The following is a 17,711-nucleotide window of genomic DNA, read 5'->3' as shown; positions in this document are numbered from 1 at the left end:
CCCCGCTATGCACCGGAAGCGTTAGCCATGAAGCCCGGCCTCGGCCAATGCGCCGGCCCGGGCTCCTGGTGATCACGCCGCGCGAAGCGGCAGGTTCCTGACACCGGCCTGGCGGTTCGGCGCCATGCCGTTGGCGACCAGCGTCTCTTCGACCGTCTCGTACTGCACACCAATACGATAGATCTCGCGCGCTTCTTTGCCAGTGGCAATTTCGCGCCCCAGTTCGCGCGCGACGCGCACGCACTGCTCGATCTGCTGCACCGACGTGAAGCGCTTGCCGTGCTGATCGATGATCGTGTCCTCGATGCCGCAGCGCGGATGCAGTCCCATCGACATCGCCATCATGTTGAACGGCAGCACGTTCTTCAGCAGCGACTCGGCGGTGAGCGTGCAGCCATCCGGCGCGCGATGCACGAAGTTGAAGAAGTTGAATGGATTGGGGCCGTCGAAGCCGCCACCGATACCGATCCACGTCAGATTCAGCGGGCCCTTGTAGACGCCCTTGCGCACGAGGCGCTCGAGCGTTTCGAGCGCGTGAATGCCGGTGAGCTGGAAGTGCGGCTGGATGCCCGAAGCCTGCAGGCGGCGCAGGTGTTCCTCGACCCATGCGGGGCCAGCCGGTACCGTCATTTCACTATAGGCGGCCATGAACCCGGGGTTGGAAAGCGAGGTGCCTGCCAGATACTCCGGATAGAGCAGCTCCATGATGTTCATTTGCGTGGTGTTGATCGCGACCGTCACCTGATCGGGCTTCGGATCGAGATCGGCCAGCATATGACGCGTGTCGTCGGACAGCCACTTCGCGGCTTGTCCGTCATCTTCCGGTGCAAACGAGATCGAGCCACCGACCTGAATGATCATGTCGGGCACTGCCGCGCGCACACCCGCGATCAGTTCGTTGAACTTCGACAGGCGCTTCGAGCCCTTGCCGTCCAGTTCACGCACGTGCAGGTGCAGTACCGTGGCGCCGGCGTTGTAGCAATCGACGGCCTTCTGGATCTGCTCGTCCATCGTCACGGGGATGTCTTCCGGGAAGTCCTCCGGCATCCATTCCGGGCCGTAAGGGGCGGTGGTGATGACTACCTTGTCCTGATTCTCAGGATGCAACGAATCGTCGAGAAATTGCATTTGTTTGCCTCCATCCAGTTTTGAAGTGACGGTGTTCCGCTATCGCGAGGTCGCATGAAAATTTGCTGGAACACATCGAACGACATGTGCCCACAATACGGCAATCGCGCGCTACACTTTTATGATTGGACGCCATCCTTTTAGCGATTCGTGCCACTGCGCGTTAACACCAATAATTGCGCGAAGGAAGTGTTTAATGACTAGAAAAATACTCAGCGTATGAATCGTCCGGAGAAACTACGATGGAAACGATGGTGACGTCGGTAGCCATGAGCGGTTATTTCGAAGTGACGCGACGGCTTGGACTGAATCCGGTCGAGCTCGCGAAACAGGCCGGCATCGACGCCGGCGCGCTCGCGAATCCGGACGATCGCGTATCGGCCACCGCCTGTTGCCGGCTACTGGAAATGACGGCCGAAAAGGCGTCGTGCCCGACCCTCGCGCTGCAAATGGCGGAAACGCGGCAGACCTTCGGCAGCGGCGTGATCAATGTCCTGCTCGCGCACAAACGCACGCTGCGCGAAGTGTTGCTGGCCGCGGCCGAATACCGCCATCTGCTCAACGAAGCGCTGGCGGTGTACGTCGAGGACGCGGACAATACGGTCACCATTCGGGAGGAACTCGTCGTCGAACGGGGTACCCCGACAAGGCAGGCGATCGAACTGGCGCTCGGCGTCCTCGCGCGGCACTCCGGTGCCCTGCTCGGCCAGTTCTGGAAACCGCGCGAGGTCCACTTCACGCATCCGGCGCCCGCAGACCTGACGTTTCATCGACGCTTCTTCGGCTGTCCGCTGGTGTTCGGCAGCGACTTCAACGGGTTCGTCTGCGCAAGCGCCGATCTCGACTACCCGAATCCACTGGCCGATCCTGAACTCGTGCGCTATGCGGAAAGCCTCGCCTCTCCGCTGAACGCGAGCACCGCGGAATCGGCCGCGCTGGAAGTGCGCAAGGCGATCTACCTGCTGCTGCCGCTCGAGCAGGCGAACGTCGAGCTGGTTGCACGTTATTTGCGTCTGAGCGTACGCACCATGCAACGGCAGTTGAATTCGGCCGGCACCAGTTTTTCGGATCAGGTCGAGGAAGTCCGCGGCGAACTCGCCGTGCGTTACATGAGCAATCCCACCTATCCGATCGGACGCGTCTCGGCGCTTCTCGGCTACGCGCAACAGGGATCGTTCACGAACTGGTTCGTGTCGCGCTTCCACATGACGCCGCGCGACTGGCGCGCGAGCCATGCGAAGTGACGGCCGGTGGCAGTGAAGACAAAAAAACGGAGGGTGATGCACTGAGCATCACCCCCCGTTGTTGCCGCACCCGCTATCGCCATCCGGTCACTCGGCGCGAAGCTTCACATAGCGGCCCGGTGCGCTCTCGATTGCCTTGTACTTCCTGTTGCCGAGCTTCGTGCGCGCCTCGACCTGCTCGCCGGAATGCTGCTTGACCCAGTCGATCCAGTGATTCCACCAGCTGCCGCGCTGCTGAACCGACGTTGCGAGCCACTCGTCGGCGTTCTCGTCGCAGGCATCGTTGATTCGGTAGCTGCGCTTGTTCTTCGAGGCCGGATTGATCACACCCGCGATATGGCCGCTTGCCCCCAGCACGAACTCGGTTTGACCGCCCAGTAGTTGCGTCGACTGATAGGCGGACCGCCACGGCACGATGTGATCTTCCTCGGCCGCCATCAGATAGCTCGGAATATCGATGTTGCCGAGATCCACCGGCGTGTCGCAGAACTTCAGTTTGTTCGGCACGCGCAGACTGTTTTCGAGGTACATGTTGCGCAGATAGAAGCTGTACATCGGACCGGGCAGATTGGTCGTGTCCGCGTTCCAGTACAGCAGATCGAACGCGGCCGGGGTTTTGCCTTTCAGGTAATTGTTCACGACATACGGCCAGATCAGATCGTTGGCACGCAGCGACTGGAATACGAAGCCGAGTTCGCGTCCGGGATAGAGCCCACCGCCACCGATCGCATGCTCGCGCATCGCCACGCCCTGCTCGTCGATGAACACGCCGAGATCGCCCGGGTCGGTGAAGTCGAGCAACGCCGTCAGCAGCGTCAGGCTGGCCACGGAGTCGTCGCCGTTGGCACGCATGACCGCCAGCGCCGACGACAGCATCGTGCCGCCCACGCACCAGCCCAATGCATTGACCTGGTCGGCCCGGCTAATCGCACGCGCGACGCTGATCGCCTGCATCACGCCGTCCTCGAGGTAGGCGTCCCACGTGGTCTGCGCCATGTCCTGCTGCGGGTTGCGCCACGACACGACGAACACCGTCAGGCCCTGCTCGCAGGCGAAGCGCACGAAGGAATTCTCCGGCTGCAGATCCAGGATGTAGAACTTGTTGATGCACGGAGGAACGATCACGAGCGGCCGCGCGGCGACCTTCGGTGTCAGCGGCTCGTACTGGATCAGCTGAAACAGATCGTTCTCATAGACCACCGCGCCACTGGACGTGGCAACGCTGCGGCCCACTTCGAACGCGCTTTGATCGGTGATCGAAATCGAGCCGCTGCCCAGATCGTCGAGCAGATGCGTGACGCCCGCGAGCAGGCTCGATCCGCCCGATTCCACCGCCGCCCGAATGACTTCGGGATTCGTCGCGACGAAATTCGCGGGGCTGGCGAAGTCGATGAACTGGCGCATGAAAAAGCGCAGCTTGTGCTTGCCCTTTTCGTCGAGCGCGCTCGCCTCGACGAACTCCGCGAGTGCCCGGGCATTGATCAGATAGCTCTGTTTAAGAAGGCTATACCAGCCGTTGCTGGACCAGTCGTCGGCGTGAAAGCGCCGGTCTCCCTGCTCGGGCTCGGCGACCGCCTTCAACTCCGTGCGCCCGCCGACCAATCCGGCGACGGCGTCGCTCCACAGTTGCGCCTGCTGTTGCAGGTAGTGGGCGCTCGTATGGGTCACGGAGCCTCGCGCAAACGGCCCGTTGAAATCGAAGTCCGAGCCGTCGGTGTCGGGCACCGTCGTAGCGTATTCATCCTTGACCGGCAAAAAACGCCAGAAATCGAAGCCGGCATTGACCCAGCCCGTGGAAAACTCGTGTGGCATGCTGAATGGCATTCTCATGGCGGGGCTCGCTATCATGCTTTGCTGACGGCGCAAGCCGCGTCCTCGACGACACGGTCGCGGCAGGTTGTCGGCATGACCACGGCGTCGCCTTCGATCACCACCTTGCCGCCGACCGTGCAAACGGTGGACAGCACCACGCGGCGCTTGTCGTGAATCAGTTCCTTGACGGTCACTTCGGCCTGCACGGTGTCGCCGGGTCGAACCGGCGCCTTGAAGCGCAGGTTCTGGCCGAGGTAGATCGTGCCCGGGCCGGGCAGCCGCCCCGCGATCGCCGCGGAGATGATGCTGGCGGTCAACATGCCGTGAGCGATGCGCCCCTTGAAGGGTGTGGTTTGCGCAAACTGCTCGTTGATGTGAACCGCGTTGATGTCTCCCGACGCGCCCGCGAAAAGCAGAATGTCCGCCTCCGTGATGGTCTTGGCGAACCGGGCACTCATGCCCGGTCGCAGGTCTTCGAAATCGTATCCGTTAAGCTCATTCATGATTATTCCGCTTGCTGGGCGCGCATTTGCCCTCTTCTGACGCGTACTGCGCGTTGTGCCGGACGCGAACCGCTGGATGCGGTCAGCCGAGCGCCTGCTCGAGTTCCGGCACGAGGGTGAACAGATCGCCAACGAGGCCGTAATCGGCGACACCGAAGATCGGCGCTTCTTCATCCTTGTTGATCGCGATGATGACCTTCGAGTCCTTCATGCCGGCCAGATGCTGGATCGCACCAGAGATGCCGACCGCGACGTACAGTTGCGGCGCGACGATCTTGCCGGTCTGGCCGACCTGATAGTCGTTCGGCACGAACCCCGCGTCGACCGCCGCGCGCGATGCGCCCAGTGCCGCGCCGAGTTTGTCGGCCAGCGGTTCGAGCACCTTCATGTAGTTCTCGCCATTGCCGAGACCCCGGCCACCCGACACGATGATCTTTGCGCTCGTCAGTTCCGGACGATCGAGCTTCGTCACTTCGCGGCTCACGAACTGCGAGAGGCCTGCGTCGGCTGCCGCTTCGATCTTCTCGACCGCTGCGCTGCCGCCTTCGGCCGCGACGGCATCAAAACCGGTCGAGCGCACGGTGATGACCTTGATCGGATCAGCCGATTGCACGATCGCGATTGCGTTGCCCGCGTAGATCGGGCGCTCGAACGTGTCGGCGCTATCCACTGCCGTGATGTCGCTGATCTGGGCGACGTCGAGCTTCGCGGCGATACGCGGCGCGACATTCTTGCCGTAGGCGGTAGCCGGCGCGAGGATGTGCGTGTAATGCTTCGCCGCATCTTGCACAAGCGTCAGGACCGTCGCTTCGACGTTTTCCGCGAGGCCTTCGGCCAGTTGCGGTGCATCGGCGAGCAGCACCTTGCTGACACCCGCGATCTTCGCGGCGGCATCGGCCGCGCCCTGCGCGTTATGTCCCGCGACCAGCACGTGAATATCACCGCCGATCTTCTGTGCCGCTGCGATCGTGTTCAGCGTCGCGGCCTTGATCGACGCATTGTCGTGTTCTGCAATTACCAGGTTCGTCATTTCTCGGGTCTCCTCACAGCACCTTCGCTTCGGTCTTCAGCTTCTCGACCAGTGTCTTCACGTCCGGCACCTTCACACCGGCGGAGCGCCTGGGCGGCTCGACGACTTTCAGCGTCTTCAGACGCGGCGTGACATCGACGCCGAGGTCTTCGGGCTTGACCGTTTCCAGCGGCTTTTTCTTCGCCTTCATGATGTTCGGCAGCGTTACGTAACGCGGCTCGTTCAGGCGCAGATCGGTCGTGACCACGGCGGGCAGCGTCAGCGACAGCGTTTCCGCGCCGCCGTCCACTTCACGCGACACCGTCGCCTTGCCGTCCGCCACGACAAGCTTCGACGCGAACGTCGCCTGCGGCAGATTCGCAAGCGCGGCGAGCATCTGGCCGGTCTGGTTGGAGTCGTCGTCGATGGCCTGCTTGCCGAGGATCACCAGTTGCGGCTGCTCCTTGTCGACGAGCGCCTTGAGCAGCTTCGCGACGGCGAGCGGCTGCAGGTCTTCACCAGATTCGATCAGGATCGCGCGATCCGCGCCGATGGCGAGCGCGGTGCGCAGCGTTTCCTGCGCCTGCGCAACACCGGCCGACACAGCGATCACTTCGGTCGCGACGCCCGCTTCCTTCAGACGCACCGCTTCTTCAACCGCGATTTCGTCGAACGGGTTCATCGACATTTTCACGTTCGCGATATCGACGCCCGTACCGTCCGATTTCACGCGGACCTTCACGTTGTAGTCGACCACTCGCTTGACTGCTACCAGAACTCTCACAACACTCTCCTTCCCACACCGATAGGGCCGAGCCCTACCGCTTTGAATGACACATTACGTCCGTCGATCGATCAGAACTGGTCTTCGCGCAGCGCCAGCGCGCCTTCGCCATCGCGAGCACCGCGAACCGCCGCTTCGAGCGCGATTGCACGAGGCAGCACCTGCGTCGCGTAGCTATGCGCGGTCGCGATCTTCGCGTCATGGAAGGACGGATCTTCGTCGCGCTTGTCGGCCGCCAGCACGAGCGACCGTGCGACTTGCCAACCCGCGAGCACGATACCCGCGAGCATCAGATAGGACACACTGCCGGCGAACACCGCATTCGGATCGCTTTTGACGTTCTCGACCACGTAGCGCACCGCGCTGTACAACGCTTCGCGGCCGGCGGACAGATGACGATGCATCGCCTGAAAAGCCGCGCTCGAACCATACGAGGGGTGCGCTTGCACCGCGGCCAGGGTCGCGTCGATCTGCGCGAGCAGCATCCCGGCCACCTCGCCGTTGTCGCGCATGGTCTTGCGGCCGACGAGGTCGTTGGCCTGGATCGCCGTCGTGCCTTCGTAGATCGGCAGAATGCGCGCATCGCGGTAGTACTGCGCGGCGCCGGTTTCCTCGATGAAGCCCATGCCGCCGTGCACCTGCACGCCGAGACTCGTCACCTCCAGCGACATCTCCGTGCTCCAGCCCTTCACGATCGGCACCAGGTATTCGTAGATCGCCTGATGATTCGCGCGCGTCGCGCCGTCCGGATGACGATGCGCGAGATCGCAATGTGACGCCGACACATAGGCCAGAGCGCGTGCGCCTTCGGTCAGCGCGCGCATCGTCGAGAGCATGCGCCGCACGTCGGGATGCTGGATGATGGCGACCGACTGCTTCGCGGAGCCATCCACGGGACGGCTCTGCACGCGCTCCTTCGCATACGCGACGGCCTGCTGGTACGCGCGATCCGAGATCGCCACGCCCTGTACCCCCACGGCGAAGCGCGCGGCGTTCATCATGATGAACATGTACTCCAGACCGCGGTTCTCCTCGCCGACGAGCTGCCCGATCGCGCCGCCGTGATCGCCGAACTGCAGCACGGCGGTCGGGCTCGCCTTGATGCCGAGCTTGTGTTCGATCGATACGCAGTGAACGTCGTTGCGCTCGCCGAGCGAGCCGTCTTCGTTGACGAGGACCTTCGGCACGACGAACAGCGAAATGCCTCTCACGCCTTCAGGCGCGCCCGGCGTGCGTGCGAGCACCAGATGCACGATGTTTTCCGTCATGTCGTGCTCGCCCCAGGTGATGAAAATCTTCGTGCCGAAGATCCGGTACGAGCCGTCGCCCTGCGGCTCGGCGCGGCTGCGCACGAGCGAGAGGTCGGAGCCGGCTTGCGGCTCGGTCAGATTCATCGTGCCGGTCCAAACACCTGCGATCATCTTCGGCACGTAGCGCTGCTTCAGCTCCTCGCTACCTGCCGTCAGCAGCGCTTCGATCGCGCCGTCGGTCAGGAGCGGGCACAGCCCCAGCGACAGGTTGGCGGCGTTGAGCATTTCGATGCAGGGCGTCGACAGCAGCTTGGGCAGATCCTGACCGCCGTATTCAGTCGGATGTTGCAAACCCTGCCAGCCGCCTTCGCTGAACTGGCGAAACGCGTCCTTGAAACCGGCCGTGGCGGTCACCACGCCGTCCTTCCAGGTGCTCGGGCTGCGGTCGCCGTCGACGTTCAGCGGCGCGAGCACGCCTTCGTGCAGCCGCGCGGCCTCTTCGAGCACCGCGCGAGCGGTGTCGGCGGTTGCGTCCTCGCAGCCGGGCAAGCCCGCCAGTTGGTCGATTCCGGCCAGTTCCGTGAGTGCAAACAACATCTCTTTGAGAGGCGCGACGTAGCTCATTACCATTCTTCCGATCAGATAGTCCGTAGGGAAAGTCACCCGTCTGGCACCGATGCGGCCGGGGTAACGTATGGCTGAATCGTAGCGTCGGACAGGCCCTGCCCGGTTGTCCAAACCGGACGATCTATTGACATCTCTGGCCACGTCGGAGGGAGTAAGCGCCCCGTGGGAACTGCGTCGGCGGGTGTTGCCGACGCATCGATATGACGCGATCAGCCACCCCGGCGATAGGCCGCCGGGGTGCTGCCGGTCCAGTGACGGAACGCTCTGTGGAATGCGGTGGGGTCGCCGAAGCCGACGTCGCCCGCGATGATGGCGATGGGCTCGTGCGTGCCCGTCAGGCGCTGGATCGCGATGTCGCGGCGCAATTCGTCCTTGAGCACCTGGAACGCCGTGCCCTCGGCGGCAAGATGACGGCACAGCGTTCTGACCGAGCAGTGCAGGGCTTCCGCCGCCTCTTCGATGGACGGGACGTCGGGCAACCGGGACGCGAGATGTTCCCGCACGCGATGACTGAACAGCTGCTCGTTGAACGAAACGAAGATCCAGTCTTCCGGCGCGCGAGCGAGAAACCTGCGCAGGTTCGCCTTGCGCTGACGCACGGGCAGGTCGAAATAGCTACTGCTGAACTGCATCGAGGTCTGATTGCAGTCGAACTTCGCCGGTCCGGGAAACAGATAAAGATACTCGAGCGCGTGAGCGGGACGGGGAAAGGCGAACTGCACCTGCAACAACGCAATCCGTTGACCGATCAGCCAGGACGCGATCCCATGCGCGAGCTTCAGCATCAGTTCCTGGCCCAGCATGCCGGGTAGCGCTCCCGTGCTTCCCGGACGCAGCGCCAGGCTCGTGACGAGGTCGCCGCGGCGCGACTCGAAGCGGAAGTCGTCCAGCACGAGATGGAAGAACTGGCCGAACCGGTGCATCGCGGATTCGAGATTCGGCGCATCCAGCAGGCTCAGGCAGAGAAACTTGAGCGCGCCGCTGCGCAGCGGGCGCGAGAAAACGCCGGGCATCTCATCGTCGAGTTCGATCGCGAGCGAGCGGTAGAGCGTGGAGAACTGTTCCTCGGTGACGCGCGCTCCAGGCTGGTCCAGAAGCGCGCGCGGAATGTTCGCGCCCGACAGATGCCGGTCGACGATATCCGGCCGCGTCCCGACGCTGCCGAGGAACCCGTTGACGAGCGAGATCGGTACGGTTGCGCCAGGAGCTTGCATGAGAAGGTTCCGCGAGGCGAAGAGGCATCAGCATAGCGCCTCCCGCCGCATCGTGGCGAGGGTTCAGCGAATCGCTCCGCGAGTGCCGCGTTCGGGGCCCGGTGGTTCCGGTAGCTTGCCGCCTATTGCGCCGATGCGTGCGAGCGCAGATATGGCACGTAGCCGTTCTGAATCTTCAGGATCTTCTCGGCGCACTCGTCATAGTCGTCGCCCTTCGCGTTGTCGGGCCCATACATGCCGCGGCACTGCGCGAACAGCGACAGCGTCGCGCCGCCCGTGCTCTTGTTCGCGCGGGTCGCTGAGAAAGCGGCTTTGCCCGAATCGTCGGGCACGTCGGTATCGATCGCGACCGCGTCCGCGCGGATCACGTGCGTGTCGGAATGCTGCTCGATATAGCGTTTCGTCGCCGCCCACGCGGCATCGCAATTCGCCGGTGTGCAGTCGATCACCGCGTCGCGTTGCGCGGCGCGAAGGTTCGGCTCGCTATGAAGGATCTCCTGCTGGGCGCGCTGCGCCTGCTTTTCCGGAGACGAGCAGGCGGCGAGTGCGCATGCGACGAGTGCGAAAGCAGCGATCTTTTTCATGAGTAGACTTCGGAGGCCATGGTCGAGCGCGATTATAGCGGTGCGGGGAAAGCGATTGCGTATTCACGACTCACATGCCGGGTTGGTAACTTCGGTTGGCGTCATCGCCCATAGGTGTTCGCCACCAGCAATTCCTCCGCATTGCCCGGCGGTCGCAGCCCATCCGTCCGAGCCGCGAAGTAGCGCTGCGTCAGATCGGCCGCGGACACGTGCCGCGCGTCGTCAAAACCCGCTTCGTGCGCCATGGCGATCATCTGCTGCGGCATGAAGAAGCTGATGAACGGTGTACCGCTCGCACGCGCGCCCTTCTCTGCCATTTCGAGTCCGGGGCGCACGTCCGGGTCCGCCATCTCCAGCGGCAACAGGAACGTCATCGCGAACGTCGAGCCGCGCGCCAGCCCGGCCACTTCGCGCAGCGTCGCCGCATTCGCCTCTTTCGTCAGATACATGCTGACGCCGGTCGACACGACGACGGCCGGCCTGCTTTCGTCGAAGCCTTCGGCGACGAGACGCTGCCGCCAGCTATCGCCCGCTTCGAAGTCGACCGGCACGAATCGCAGCCAGTCCGGCAGGCCGAAACCAAGCTCGCCGAGCCGCTGACGCTTCCACGTTTGCGGTCCCGGCGGGTCGACCTCGAACACGGTGAGCCGCGACGCAATGTCGGGCCGGCGTTGGGCGAAGCTGTCGAGACCGGCGCCCAGAATCACGTATTGATCCACACCGCGCCCGGTCTGCTCGACGACCAGATCCTCGATAAAGCGTGCGCGCGCGACGATCGACGCGCGAAACGGCCGCGTGAACCGCGGATCCATATCGCCACGGCTGCGCCAGTCTTCGGCGGGTGCCAGCAACTGCAAGCCGACTTCGTCTTCGAGCACGTGCGGCGGCGCGTCGGCCTGCACGTGCAGCGCACGCCATAACGCGACGCGCGCGGCGGTACTGTCGGGTGCGATGTGTCGTGGATCGCTCATGGTATTTGCCCGCTTGGGTTGATGTGCCAATGCCACCGCTGCTCAATGGAAAAACGGCAGCGCGAGAAACAGTTTGATGACGATCGCGTTGACGATGTCCATGAAAAACGCGCCCGTCAAGGGCACGATCAGGAACGCGAGATGAGAATGGCCGAAGCGGTTCGTGATCGCCTGCATGTTCGCGATCGCGGTCGGCGTGGCGCCAAGTCCGAGGCCGCATTGCGCCGCGCACAACACGACCGCGTCGTAGTTGCGGCCCATCGCGGGGAACGTGATGAATACCACGTAGAGCGCCATCAGCAGCGTCTGTGCCGCGAGGATCGAGATGATCGGCACCGCGAGCGCGGCAAGCCCCCATAGGTCGAGCCGCATCAGCGCCATCGCGAGAAAGAGCGCGAGCGCGACGTTGCCGACAAGCGCGACCGCGTGCTGGTCGATCCGCACACGCACGAGCGCGAGCACGTTGTTCAGGATCACGCCGATGAACAGCGTGCAGACGAACGTCGGCAATTCGAACGCGGTGTCCGCGATCCGGTCGGCAAACATTTCGCCGCCCGCGAGGCAGATCGAGATCAGCGCGAGCGTCGTGATGATCGCGGCGGGCGTGGTGGCCTGCTGCGCCTTCGGTTCTTCGAAGACCAGCGTTTTGTCCTCTAGCTGTTTGACGCGCAGCAACTCGTCGGTGCTGATCCGCCGCATCAGCAGCCGTGCGACCGGACCGCCGAGCACGCCGCCCATCACGAGTCCAAACGTCGCGCAGCCGATCGCGATCTCGGTCGCCGACTCCAGTCCGTGACGCTCGGCAAAGATCTGGCTCCACGCGGCGCCAGTACCGTGGCCGCCCGACAACGTGACCGAGCCGCCGAGAATCCCAAGCAGCGGATCGACGCCGAGGGCGAACGCGAGCAGCAAGCCGACCACGTTCTGCAGGATCAGCAGCCCGCAGACCAGCGCGAGAAAGCGGATCAACACCGGGCCGCCCGCCTTCAAACTTGATAGCTGCGCATTCAGACCGATCGTCGAGAAGAACGCGAGCATCAGCGGCGCCTGCATCGTCGAATCGAACCTGACCTGCACGTGGGTGGTGAGGCGCGTGATCAGCACGCAGATCGCGACGATGAGCCCGCCTGCCACCGGCGCCGGAATCGAATAGGTCCTTAGCACGCCGATCCACTGCACGAGCTTTTCGCCGAGCAGCAGCACGAGCGACGTCGCGACCAGCGTGGCATATACGCCAATAGTCATGAATGGCCTCCGAGCGGGAGCGTGACAACGTTTTCTGTTTTCCCGGCGCGACGCCGCGGCGCATCGGGATGCGGCAAGGCTTTGTCGTCATCCGGAGCGCGCGCGAACCTCCGACATCTTAGCCAATCCGTCCAGGCAAAGTATGATTTTCCTTGACGAAATGCAATCGGCCCATGACGTCGCGCCGCTGCCTGGCGACGAAGTCGTCGGTTTCCTAAAATTGTGGGATTTTTTGCCAAATCTCTGGATTTTTTTCGTCATGGGGACCCTACTCTCGAACCATTATGGAGTGGGACCGCGACGCAGACCTCTATCCACCGTATCTGCGTTCGCGAATCCGGCGTGGGTTGGGCGTGGGGTCGCGCACTGCTTACAGACCTTGGCGTAACATTCAGAACGCCGTTGCGCTTCGACCTTAAAACCGCCATCAGCCCGAACAACAGGATTCCCGTCATCGTCGATCCACAGGGCCCGGACGGGCGGCCCATCAGCGTATTCGAGTCTGGCGCGGTCCTGCTCTATCTTGGAGAGAAGACCGGCAAATTCCTCCCGGCAAGCCTGCGCGACCGGGTGCCGGCGATTGAATGGCTGATGTGGCAGATGGGTGGATTCGGTCCGATGCCCGGGCAGGTGCATCACTTCGCCGCGCTCGCTTCAGAAGTCGACAAACGCTATGGACTGAAGCGCTTCTCCGATGAAACGCGCCGGCTCTATTCGGTGCTGGACAAAAGGCTCGCAAACCATGTGTACGTTGCCGGCGAGCTTTCTGTCGCGGACCTCGCGATCCTCGGCTGGGCGTGGCGACACGAGCGGCACAAAGTCGATCTTGCCGACTACCCGAACGTGAAGCGATGGTACGAGGCCTTGTTCGAGCGCCCCGCGGTGAGACGGGGCTTCGAGATCAAGCTTGACGGAAGTTGAGCGGTGAGCGCTGCATGAGTGCAGCGCCACCTGCAGTCTTGCCGGTTGTGTTCCTGGACCGCAGTCCGCTAACCGAATGTCCCTTTTGCCCCCTCTAACTCGCCACTCCCGCGCAATCTCAGACCGCCGTTACAGCATCTCCAGCGCGAGCGCGATACCCTGACCGCCGCCGATGCACAGCGTGACGATGCCGCGCTTCAGGCCGTCGCGGCGCATCGAATGGACCAGACGCGTGGTCAGGACCGCGCCCGTTGCTCCGATCGGATGACCGTGCGCGATCGCGCCGCCTTCGACATTGACGATGTCGTGCGCGAGTCCGAGCTGCTGGGCAACCGCGAGTGGCACGGCGGCGAATGCCTCGTTGATCTCGATGCGTTCGACATCGGTGAGCTTCCAGCCCGCTCGCTCCAACGCGATATGCACGGCCGGCACGGGACCGAGACCGAACATGCCGGGCTCGACGGCGGCGATGCCGAAAGCCGCAAGACGCGCACTCGGTTCGATGCCCCTGGCGTCGGCATAACTGCGCTCGGCCACGACCATTGCCGCCGCACCGCTGTTCAGGCCGGGCGCATTGCCCGCCGTGATCGTGCCATCGGGACGGAACGCGGGACGCAGCTTTGCCAGCGTTTCCACGGTCGTTTCCGGACGCGGCTGCTCGTCGCGCGTGAACTGGATGCTGCCCTTGCGCCCTTCTATTTCGACGGCGACGAGTTCGGCATCGAATGCGCCGCGTTCCTGCGCAGCCGCGAACCGCTGCTGCGAACGCGCCGCCCACTCGTCCTGGGCACGCCGCGTCAGGTCGGCTTTCGTCACCAGATCTTCCGTGTGCCAGCCCGAGTGCTCACCCGAGAATGCATCTACAAGACCATCGCGTAGCATGCTGTCGTGCATTTGCGCATTACCCATGCGGCTGCCCCACCGTGCCGTGTCCAGCAGATACGGCGCGCGCTCCATGCTTTCCATGCCGCCGGCAACCGCCACCTCACCGTAGCCAAGCGCGATTTCCTGAGCCGCCGAGACGATCGCCTGCGCGCCCGAGCCGCAGACACGGTTGACGGTGAGCGCGGGTACCGATACGGGCACGCCGCCGCCGATGGCGGCCTGTCGTGCCGGATTCATCCTGTTGCCGGCCTGGACGACGTTGCCCATTACAACGGACGACAGCGCTTTCGGATCGAGCGCGGCGCGCCGCAACGTTTCCCTCACAGCGAGCGCGCCGAGTGCAGTTGCGGGGACGTCCTTCAACGATCCGCCGAATGCGCCGATCGGCGTGCGAACGGCATGGGCAATGACAACTTCACGGGTATTCATCGCTATTCCTTTGAATGATGTGCTGCACGGATGTGCCTCCGTCGGAGGCAAGTGGAGTTTCGGTAGTCGAAATTCGCGGCGAGCCAGCCGACTCCGCCGCCGATGAGGAAGTCGTCGCGTCCTGTCGATTTCACGAGCACCGATCCACGATCAATGATCGACCGCCTTCATGGGCAAGAGACCCGTCTGGCCATAGAACTCCTGCATGGCGAAAGCTTCGCGCTCCCGCTGGGCGCCCGCGCCGCGATCCAGCATCGAGAAGATCCATATGCCCGCGAACGCAAGCGGCACTGAAATCACCGCCGGGTTGTCGAGCGGCACGAGCGCATGCGCCTGATGCAGCACGTCGACCCATACCGACCTGGAAAACAGCGTCAGAAACACCGCGGACACGAGTCCGAGGCCGCCGCCCACGACAGCACCGCGAGTCGTCATGCCGCGCCAGAAAATAGACGATACCAGCACCGGAAAATCCGCGCTGGCCGCGACCGCGGCGACCAGACCGACGAGAAACGCCACGTTGACATGCTCGAAGAGAATGCCGAATCCGATCGCGACGACGCTCAGCATCAACGTTGCCGCGCGCAAACGGCCGGCGATCGGGAAGTGCGCGCGGACGCGATCGCCATGGCCCTGCGGCGCGAGAAGATCGCCGTTTCGACCGCGCATCCGTTCGCCGCGTCGGCGCACGTACCGCACGCGATCCGGCTCGCGCTCGGCTCGGTCAGCTTGACGACGCTCGAGCAGTCGCTGCAAACGGTCGCGCGGGTCATTGCCGACCAGACCTACCGATCGAAGACTGCGCTGGGCCGCCCCCATCATCCCGGCGCGGCCCAGCGCGCATTGCGACGTATCGCCTGTGGCGGTTGTCCAAACGCTCGAGTGAACGCATCGCGCATGCGGCGCGGGTCGGAAAATCCGGTCTGCTGGGCGATCTGTTCGACCGTATGGCGGCTCCTTTCCAGCATGAGTCGCGCGGCTTCGAGACGCAGTCTCTCGACGGCCTTGGCGGGCGATTGCCCCGTCTCCGCCCGGAACGCGCGGCTGAACTGACGCGGGCTGAGCCGCGCCACTTCGGCCAGTTGTTCCACCAGCAGCGGTTGCGCGAGATTCTTCCGCGCGTACGTCAGCGCGGACTGAATGCGATCCGATTTCGCATCGAGTTCCAGCAACGCCGAATGCTGGGACTGACCACCGGCGCGTCGATGAGAAACGACGAGCGTTTGCGCGACCGATCTCGCAACGTCCACCCCCAGATCGGCCTCGACCAGCGCCAACGCGAGATCGATTCCCGCCGTCATGCCCGCCGACGTCCAAATCGAACCGTCGACCGCGTAAATCCGGTCTTCCTCCACACGGATGCGCGGAAACTGCTTCCGCAGCGCGGACGCATAGACCCAGTGCGTGGTGGCGCGCTTGCCGTCGAGAAGGCCCGCTTCGGCCAGCACGAAGGCGCCCGTGCAAATAGCGGCGACGCGCCGGGCCGTCGCCGCGCTGTGACGTGCGTAGGCGAGCAGCCCATGGGACGGCCGCGCCGCGCCCGGATCGCCGCCCGTGAAAAGGACCGTGTCGAACGTTCGCTCTTCGAAGGGTTCGGTCATCACCGTGGGACCACCGATCGGTCTGACCGGCGCGCCATGTTCCGACAGCGTGAGTACTTCGTAGAACGATTCACCGAATTTCTGATTGGCAAACGAAAACACCGGCTGCGCGGCGAGCGACATGGCGTGAAACCCGTCGAACACGACGAACGCGACTGACGGCACGGCGATTCCTTTGAGTGGTGTCCTGAAACCGTAGTTTCTACGTCCTTTGCGATCTCGGCGGCCGCCCATATAAATGCGCTATGGATGCGCGGATTTGATTGAACGCGAATAAGCGGCCCTCGACGATCCTTCCGCACCAGCGGTTCGTCCGCGACGATCCGCAACGCTCAGCAGTCGGTGCTCGCTGTCGACGTCATCGCGCTGATGGACGCGTTAAAGATCCAGCACGCGATTCTCGGCGGCTTCGACTGGGGAGCGCGCACGGCAAATATCGTCGCGGCGCTGTGGCCGCAACGGTGCACGGCGCTGGTGTCGGTGAGCGGGTATCTGATCGGCAGCCAGGGCGTCGGCACCCAGCCGTTGGCGCCGAAGGCGGAGCTCGCGTGGTGGTATCAGTTCTACTTCGCCACCGAGCGCGGCAGGAAAGGCTATGAAGCGAACCGGAATGACTTTGCGAAGCTGATCTGGCAACTCGCGTCGCCGAAATGGAGCTTCGACAATGCAACGTTCGAGCGCTCGGCGAGCGCGTTCGACAACCCGGACCACGTTGCCGTCGTGATCGACAATTACCGTTGGTGTCTAGGTCTGTCGAATGGGGAGCCCCAATACGAGGCGCTGGAGAAGCGTCTCGCGGCAGCGCCTGTCATCAATGTGCCGACGATCGCGCTGGAAGGCGACGCGAACGGCGCCCCTCATCCGGATCCCGCGTCGTATGCGAAGAAATTCGTCGGCAGATACACGCAACGTACGATCGGAAGCGGGATCGGTCACAATTTGCCGCAAGAAGCACCGCAGGCGTTTGCGGAGGCGATAATCGAAGTGGCGCGCTACTAGCGTCGAAGCCAATGTGCATGTTCGCGCACCTCAGTATGCGGCGCACGAACATGCACTCGATCGAACTCATTTTCCCAGGGACTTGCACCCGGCGACGCCGAGCGAGCATGAACAAGCAAAGCCCATTCGCCGCAAGGATGTCTACCGCCGGATAAAGCCGCAGCCACGCTCCATTTCGCCACCGCATGAAGCCAATGGCTCCCAGGGCGCGCTGCGTGGCGGGTGAGTCGTGCAGGGCAAGCAGATCTGCACCGCTTCCTGGTCGTTGTCGGCGTCAAGCGCGCGGGGCAATCCAACCGCAGCCCGCATGATTTTCGCCCGCCTCCTTTCGAAGTGCCGACATGCCTGATATGCACTAAGGTATCAGTTGAGCGGCGAGCTGGTGCCTGCGTGGCCCGAGCATGTGTGAGGCAGGCGTTTGAGCCTCGGCGGTAGCGCCGCGAGTCGCACGAACCGATGGAACTGCATTCCGACGCGCCGCTAACCGCCTTCTTGCACGTTACGG

At 63.6% G+C, this 17,711-nt stretch carries 14 protein-coding genes and 3 pseudogenes; 4 read left to right on the top strand and 13 right to left on the bottom strand.

The window, feature by feature from the left end; genetic code table 11:
- Positions 1-72: 72 nt before the first annotated feature.
- Positions 73-1,128, bottom strand: coding sequence for a 3-keto-5-aminohexanoate cleavage protein (locus OKW30_RS27715; protein WP_090809455.1), 1,056 nt, complete (start codon positions 1,126-1,128; stop codon positions 73-75).
- A 242-nt stretch (positions 1,129-1,370) separates the two neighbouring features.
- Between OKW30_RS27715 and OKW30_RS27710 the strand changes: the two genes are divergently transcribed.
- On the top strand, positions 1,371-2,372 hold the full coding sequence (locus tag OKW30_RS27710; RefSeq protein WP_429348180.1) for an AraC family transcriptional regulator: 1,002 nt from the start codon (positions 1,371-1,373) through the stop codon (positions 2,370-2,372).
- Positions 2,373-2,459: 87 nt separating this feature from the next.
- On the opposite strand, the gene phaC is transcribed toward OKW30_RS27710, so the two are convergent.
- The 9 genes from phaC to gltS form a co-directional block, all read right to left on the bottom strand.
- Positions 2,460-4,202, bottom strand: coding sequence for a class I poly(R)-hydroxyalkanoic acid synthase (gene phaC, locus OKW30_RS27705; protein WP_184074474.1), 1,743 nt, complete (start codon positions 4,200-4,202; stop codon positions 2,460-2,462).
- Between the two features lie 14 nt (positions 4,203-4,216).
- Complete coding sequence (locus tag OKW30_RS27700; protein ID WP_184074472.1) at positions 4,217-4,687, bottom strand: MaoC family dehydratase; 471 nt, start codon at positions 4,685-4,687, stop codon at positions 4,217-4,219.
- Positions 4,688-4,769: 82 nt separating this feature from the next.
- Positions 4,770-5,717, bottom strand: coding sequence for an electron transfer flavoprotein subunit alpha/FixB family protein (locus OKW30_RS27695; protein WP_429348179.1), 948 nt, complete (start codon positions 5,715-5,717; stop codon positions 4,770-4,772).
- Between the two features lie 13 nt (positions 5,718-5,730).
- Complete coding sequence (locus tag OKW30_RS27690) at positions 5,731-6,480, bottom strand: electron transfer flavoprotein subunit beta/FixA family protein (RefSeq protein WP_429348178.1); 750 nt, start codon at positions 6,478-6,480, stop codon at positions 5,731-5,733.
- 71 nt (positions 6,481-6,551) lie between these two features.
- Positions 6,552-8,354 (bottom strand): acyl-CoA dehydrogenase, encoded by a 1,803-nt coding sequence (locus tag OKW30_RS27685; RefSeq protein ID WP_184072410.1) that lies wholly within the window; start codon positions 8,352-8,354, stop codon positions 6,552-6,554.
- A gap of 212 nt (positions 8,355-8,566) precedes the next feature.
- On the bottom strand, positions 8,567-9,571 hold the full coding sequence (locus tag OKW30_RS27680; protein WP_184037062.1) for an AraC family transcriptional regulator: 1,005 nt from the start codon (positions 9,569-9,571) through the stop codon (positions 8,567-8,569).
- A 122-nt stretch (positions 9,572-9,693) separates the two neighbouring features.
- Positions 9,694-10,155 carry a hypothetical protein gene (locus OKW30_RS27675; protein WP_184072414.1) on the bottom strand — a complete coding sequence of 154 codons (462 nt, stop codon included), beginning with the start codon at positions 10,153-10,155 and terminating at the stop codon, positions 9,694-9,696.
- Positions 10,156-10,256: 101 nt separating this feature from the next.
- A complete protein-coding gene (locus tag OKW30_RS27670) occupies positions 10,257-11,126 on the bottom strand; it encodes a class I SAM-dependent methyltransferase (RefSeq protein WP_429348177.1) in 870 nt (289 codons plus the stop codon).
- A gap of 42 nt (positions 11,127-11,168) precedes the next feature.
- The gene (gene gltS / locus OKW30_RS27665) at positions 11,169-12,371 is read right to left on the bottom strand and encodes a sodium/glutamate symporter (protein ID WP_429348176.1); all 1,203 of its coding nucleotides are present in this window, start codon (positions 12,369-12,371) and stop codon (positions 11,169-11,171) included.
- A 402-nt stretch (positions 12,372-12,773) separates the two neighbouring features.
- Between gltS and OKW30_RS27660 the strand changes: the two genes are divergently transcribed.
- Positions 12,774-13,292 carry a glutathione binding-like protein gene (locus OKW30_RS27660; protein WP_429348175.1) on the top strand — a complete coding sequence of 173 codons (519 nt, stop codon included), beginning with the start codon at positions 12,774-12,776 and terminating at the stop codon, positions 13,290-13,292.
- Between the two features lie 129 nt (positions 13,293-13,421).
- Here the strand turns inward: OKW30_RS27660 and OKW30_RS27655 are convergent, their stop codons facing one another.
- Together OKW30_RS27655 and OKW30_RS27650 are read right to left on the bottom strand one after the other, a co-directional pair.
- The gene (locus tag OKW30_RS27655; protein ID WP_429348174.1) at positions 13,422-14,606 is read right to left on the bottom strand and encodes a thiolase family protein; all 1,185 of its coding nucleotides are present in this window, start codon (positions 14,604-14,606) and stop codon (positions 13,422-13,424) included.
- Between the two features lie 150 nt (positions 14,607-14,756).
- A pseudogene (locus OKW30_RS27650) lies at positions 14,757-15,242 on the bottom strand (sodium:solute symporter family transporter); the annotation flags it as partial.
- Between OKW30_RS27650 and OKW30_RS27645 the strand changes: the two are divergent.
- Positions 15,207-15,395, top strand: a pseudogene (locus tag OKW30_RS27645) (PLP-dependent aminotransferase family protein); the annotation flags it as partial. The pseudogenes OKW30_RS27650 and OKW30_RS27645 overlap by 36 nt on opposite strands.
- 29 nt (positions 15,396-15,424) lie before the next feature.
- On the opposite strand, the gene OKW30_RS27640 reads toward OKW30_RS27645, so the two are convergent.
- Positions 15,425-16,372 (bottom strand): GlxA family transcriptional regulator, encoded by a 948-nt coding sequence (locus OKW30_RS27640; protein ID WP_429348173.1) that lies wholly within the window; start codon positions 16,370-16,372, stop codon positions 15,425-15,427.
- Positions 16,373-16,516: 144 nt separating this feature from the next.
- On the opposite strand from OKW30_RS27640, the pseudogene OKW30_RS27635 reads away from it, so the two are divergent.
- Positions 16,517-17,206 (top strand): annotated as a pseudogene (locus OKW30_RS27635) (alpha/beta fold hydrolase); the annotation flags it as partial.
- Positions 17,207-17,711 lie beyond the last annotated feature (505 nt).

Origin of the sequence: Paraburkholderia sp. Clong3, assembly GCF_050436485.1 — a bacterium.
Classification (GTDB): domain Bacteria; phylum Pseudomonadota; class Gammaproteobacteria; order Burkholderiales; family Burkholderiaceae; genus Paraburkholderia; species Paraburkholderia tuberum.
This window is presented reverse-complemented; position numbering and strand designations above follow the sequence as displayed.

What these genes read in the sequence shown, in the direction of transcription:
- OKW30_RS27670 (WP_429348177.1), bottom strand. Translation starts at nt 11,126, where the DNA reads ATGAGCGATCCACGACACATCGCACCCGACAGTACCGCCGCGCGCGTC.
- gltS (WP_429348176.1), bottom strand. Translation starts at nt 12,371, where the DNA reads ATGACTATTGGCGTATATGCCACGCTGGTCGCGACGTCGCTCGTGCTG.
- phaC (WP_184074474.1), bottom strand. Translation starts at nt 4,202, where the DNA reads ATGAGAATGCCATTCAGCATGCCACACGAGTTTTCCACGGGCTGGGTC.
- OKW30_RS27685 (WP_184072410.1), bottom strand. Translation starts at nt 8,354, where the DNA reads ATGAGCTACGTCGCGCCTCTCAAAGAGATGTTGTTTGCACTCACGGAA.
- OKW30_RS27695 (WP_429348179.1), bottom strand. Translation starts at nt 5,717, where the DNA reads ATGACGAACCTGGTAATTGCAGAACACGACAATGCGTCGATCAAGGCC.
- OKW30_RS27715 (WP_090809455.1), bottom strand. Translation starts at nt 1,128, where the DNA reads ATGCAATTTCTCGACGATTCGTTGCATCCTGAGAATCAGGACAAGGTA.
- OKW30_RS27675 (WP_184072414.1), bottom strand. Translation starts at nt 10,155, where the DNA reads ATGAAAAAGATCGCTGCTTTCGCACTCGTCGCATGCGCACTCGCCGCC.
- OKW30_RS27700 (WP_184074472.1), bottom strand. Translation starts at nt 4,687, where the DNA reads ATGAATGAGCTTAACGGATACGATTTCGAAGACCTGCGACCGGGCATG.
- OKW30_RS27710 (WP_429348180.1), top strand. Translation starts at nt 1,371, where the DNA reads ATGGAAACGATGGTGACGTCGGTAGCCATGAGCGGTTATTTCGAAGTG.
- OKW30_RS27655 (WP_429348174.1), bottom strand. Translation starts at nt 14,606, where the DNA reads ATGAATACCCGTGAAGTTGTCATTGCCCATGCCGTTCGCACGCCGATC.
- OKW30_RS27680 (WP_184037062.1), bottom strand. Translation starts at nt 9,571, where the DNA reads ATGCAAGCTCCTGGCGCAACCGTACCGATCTCGCTCGTCAACGGGTTC.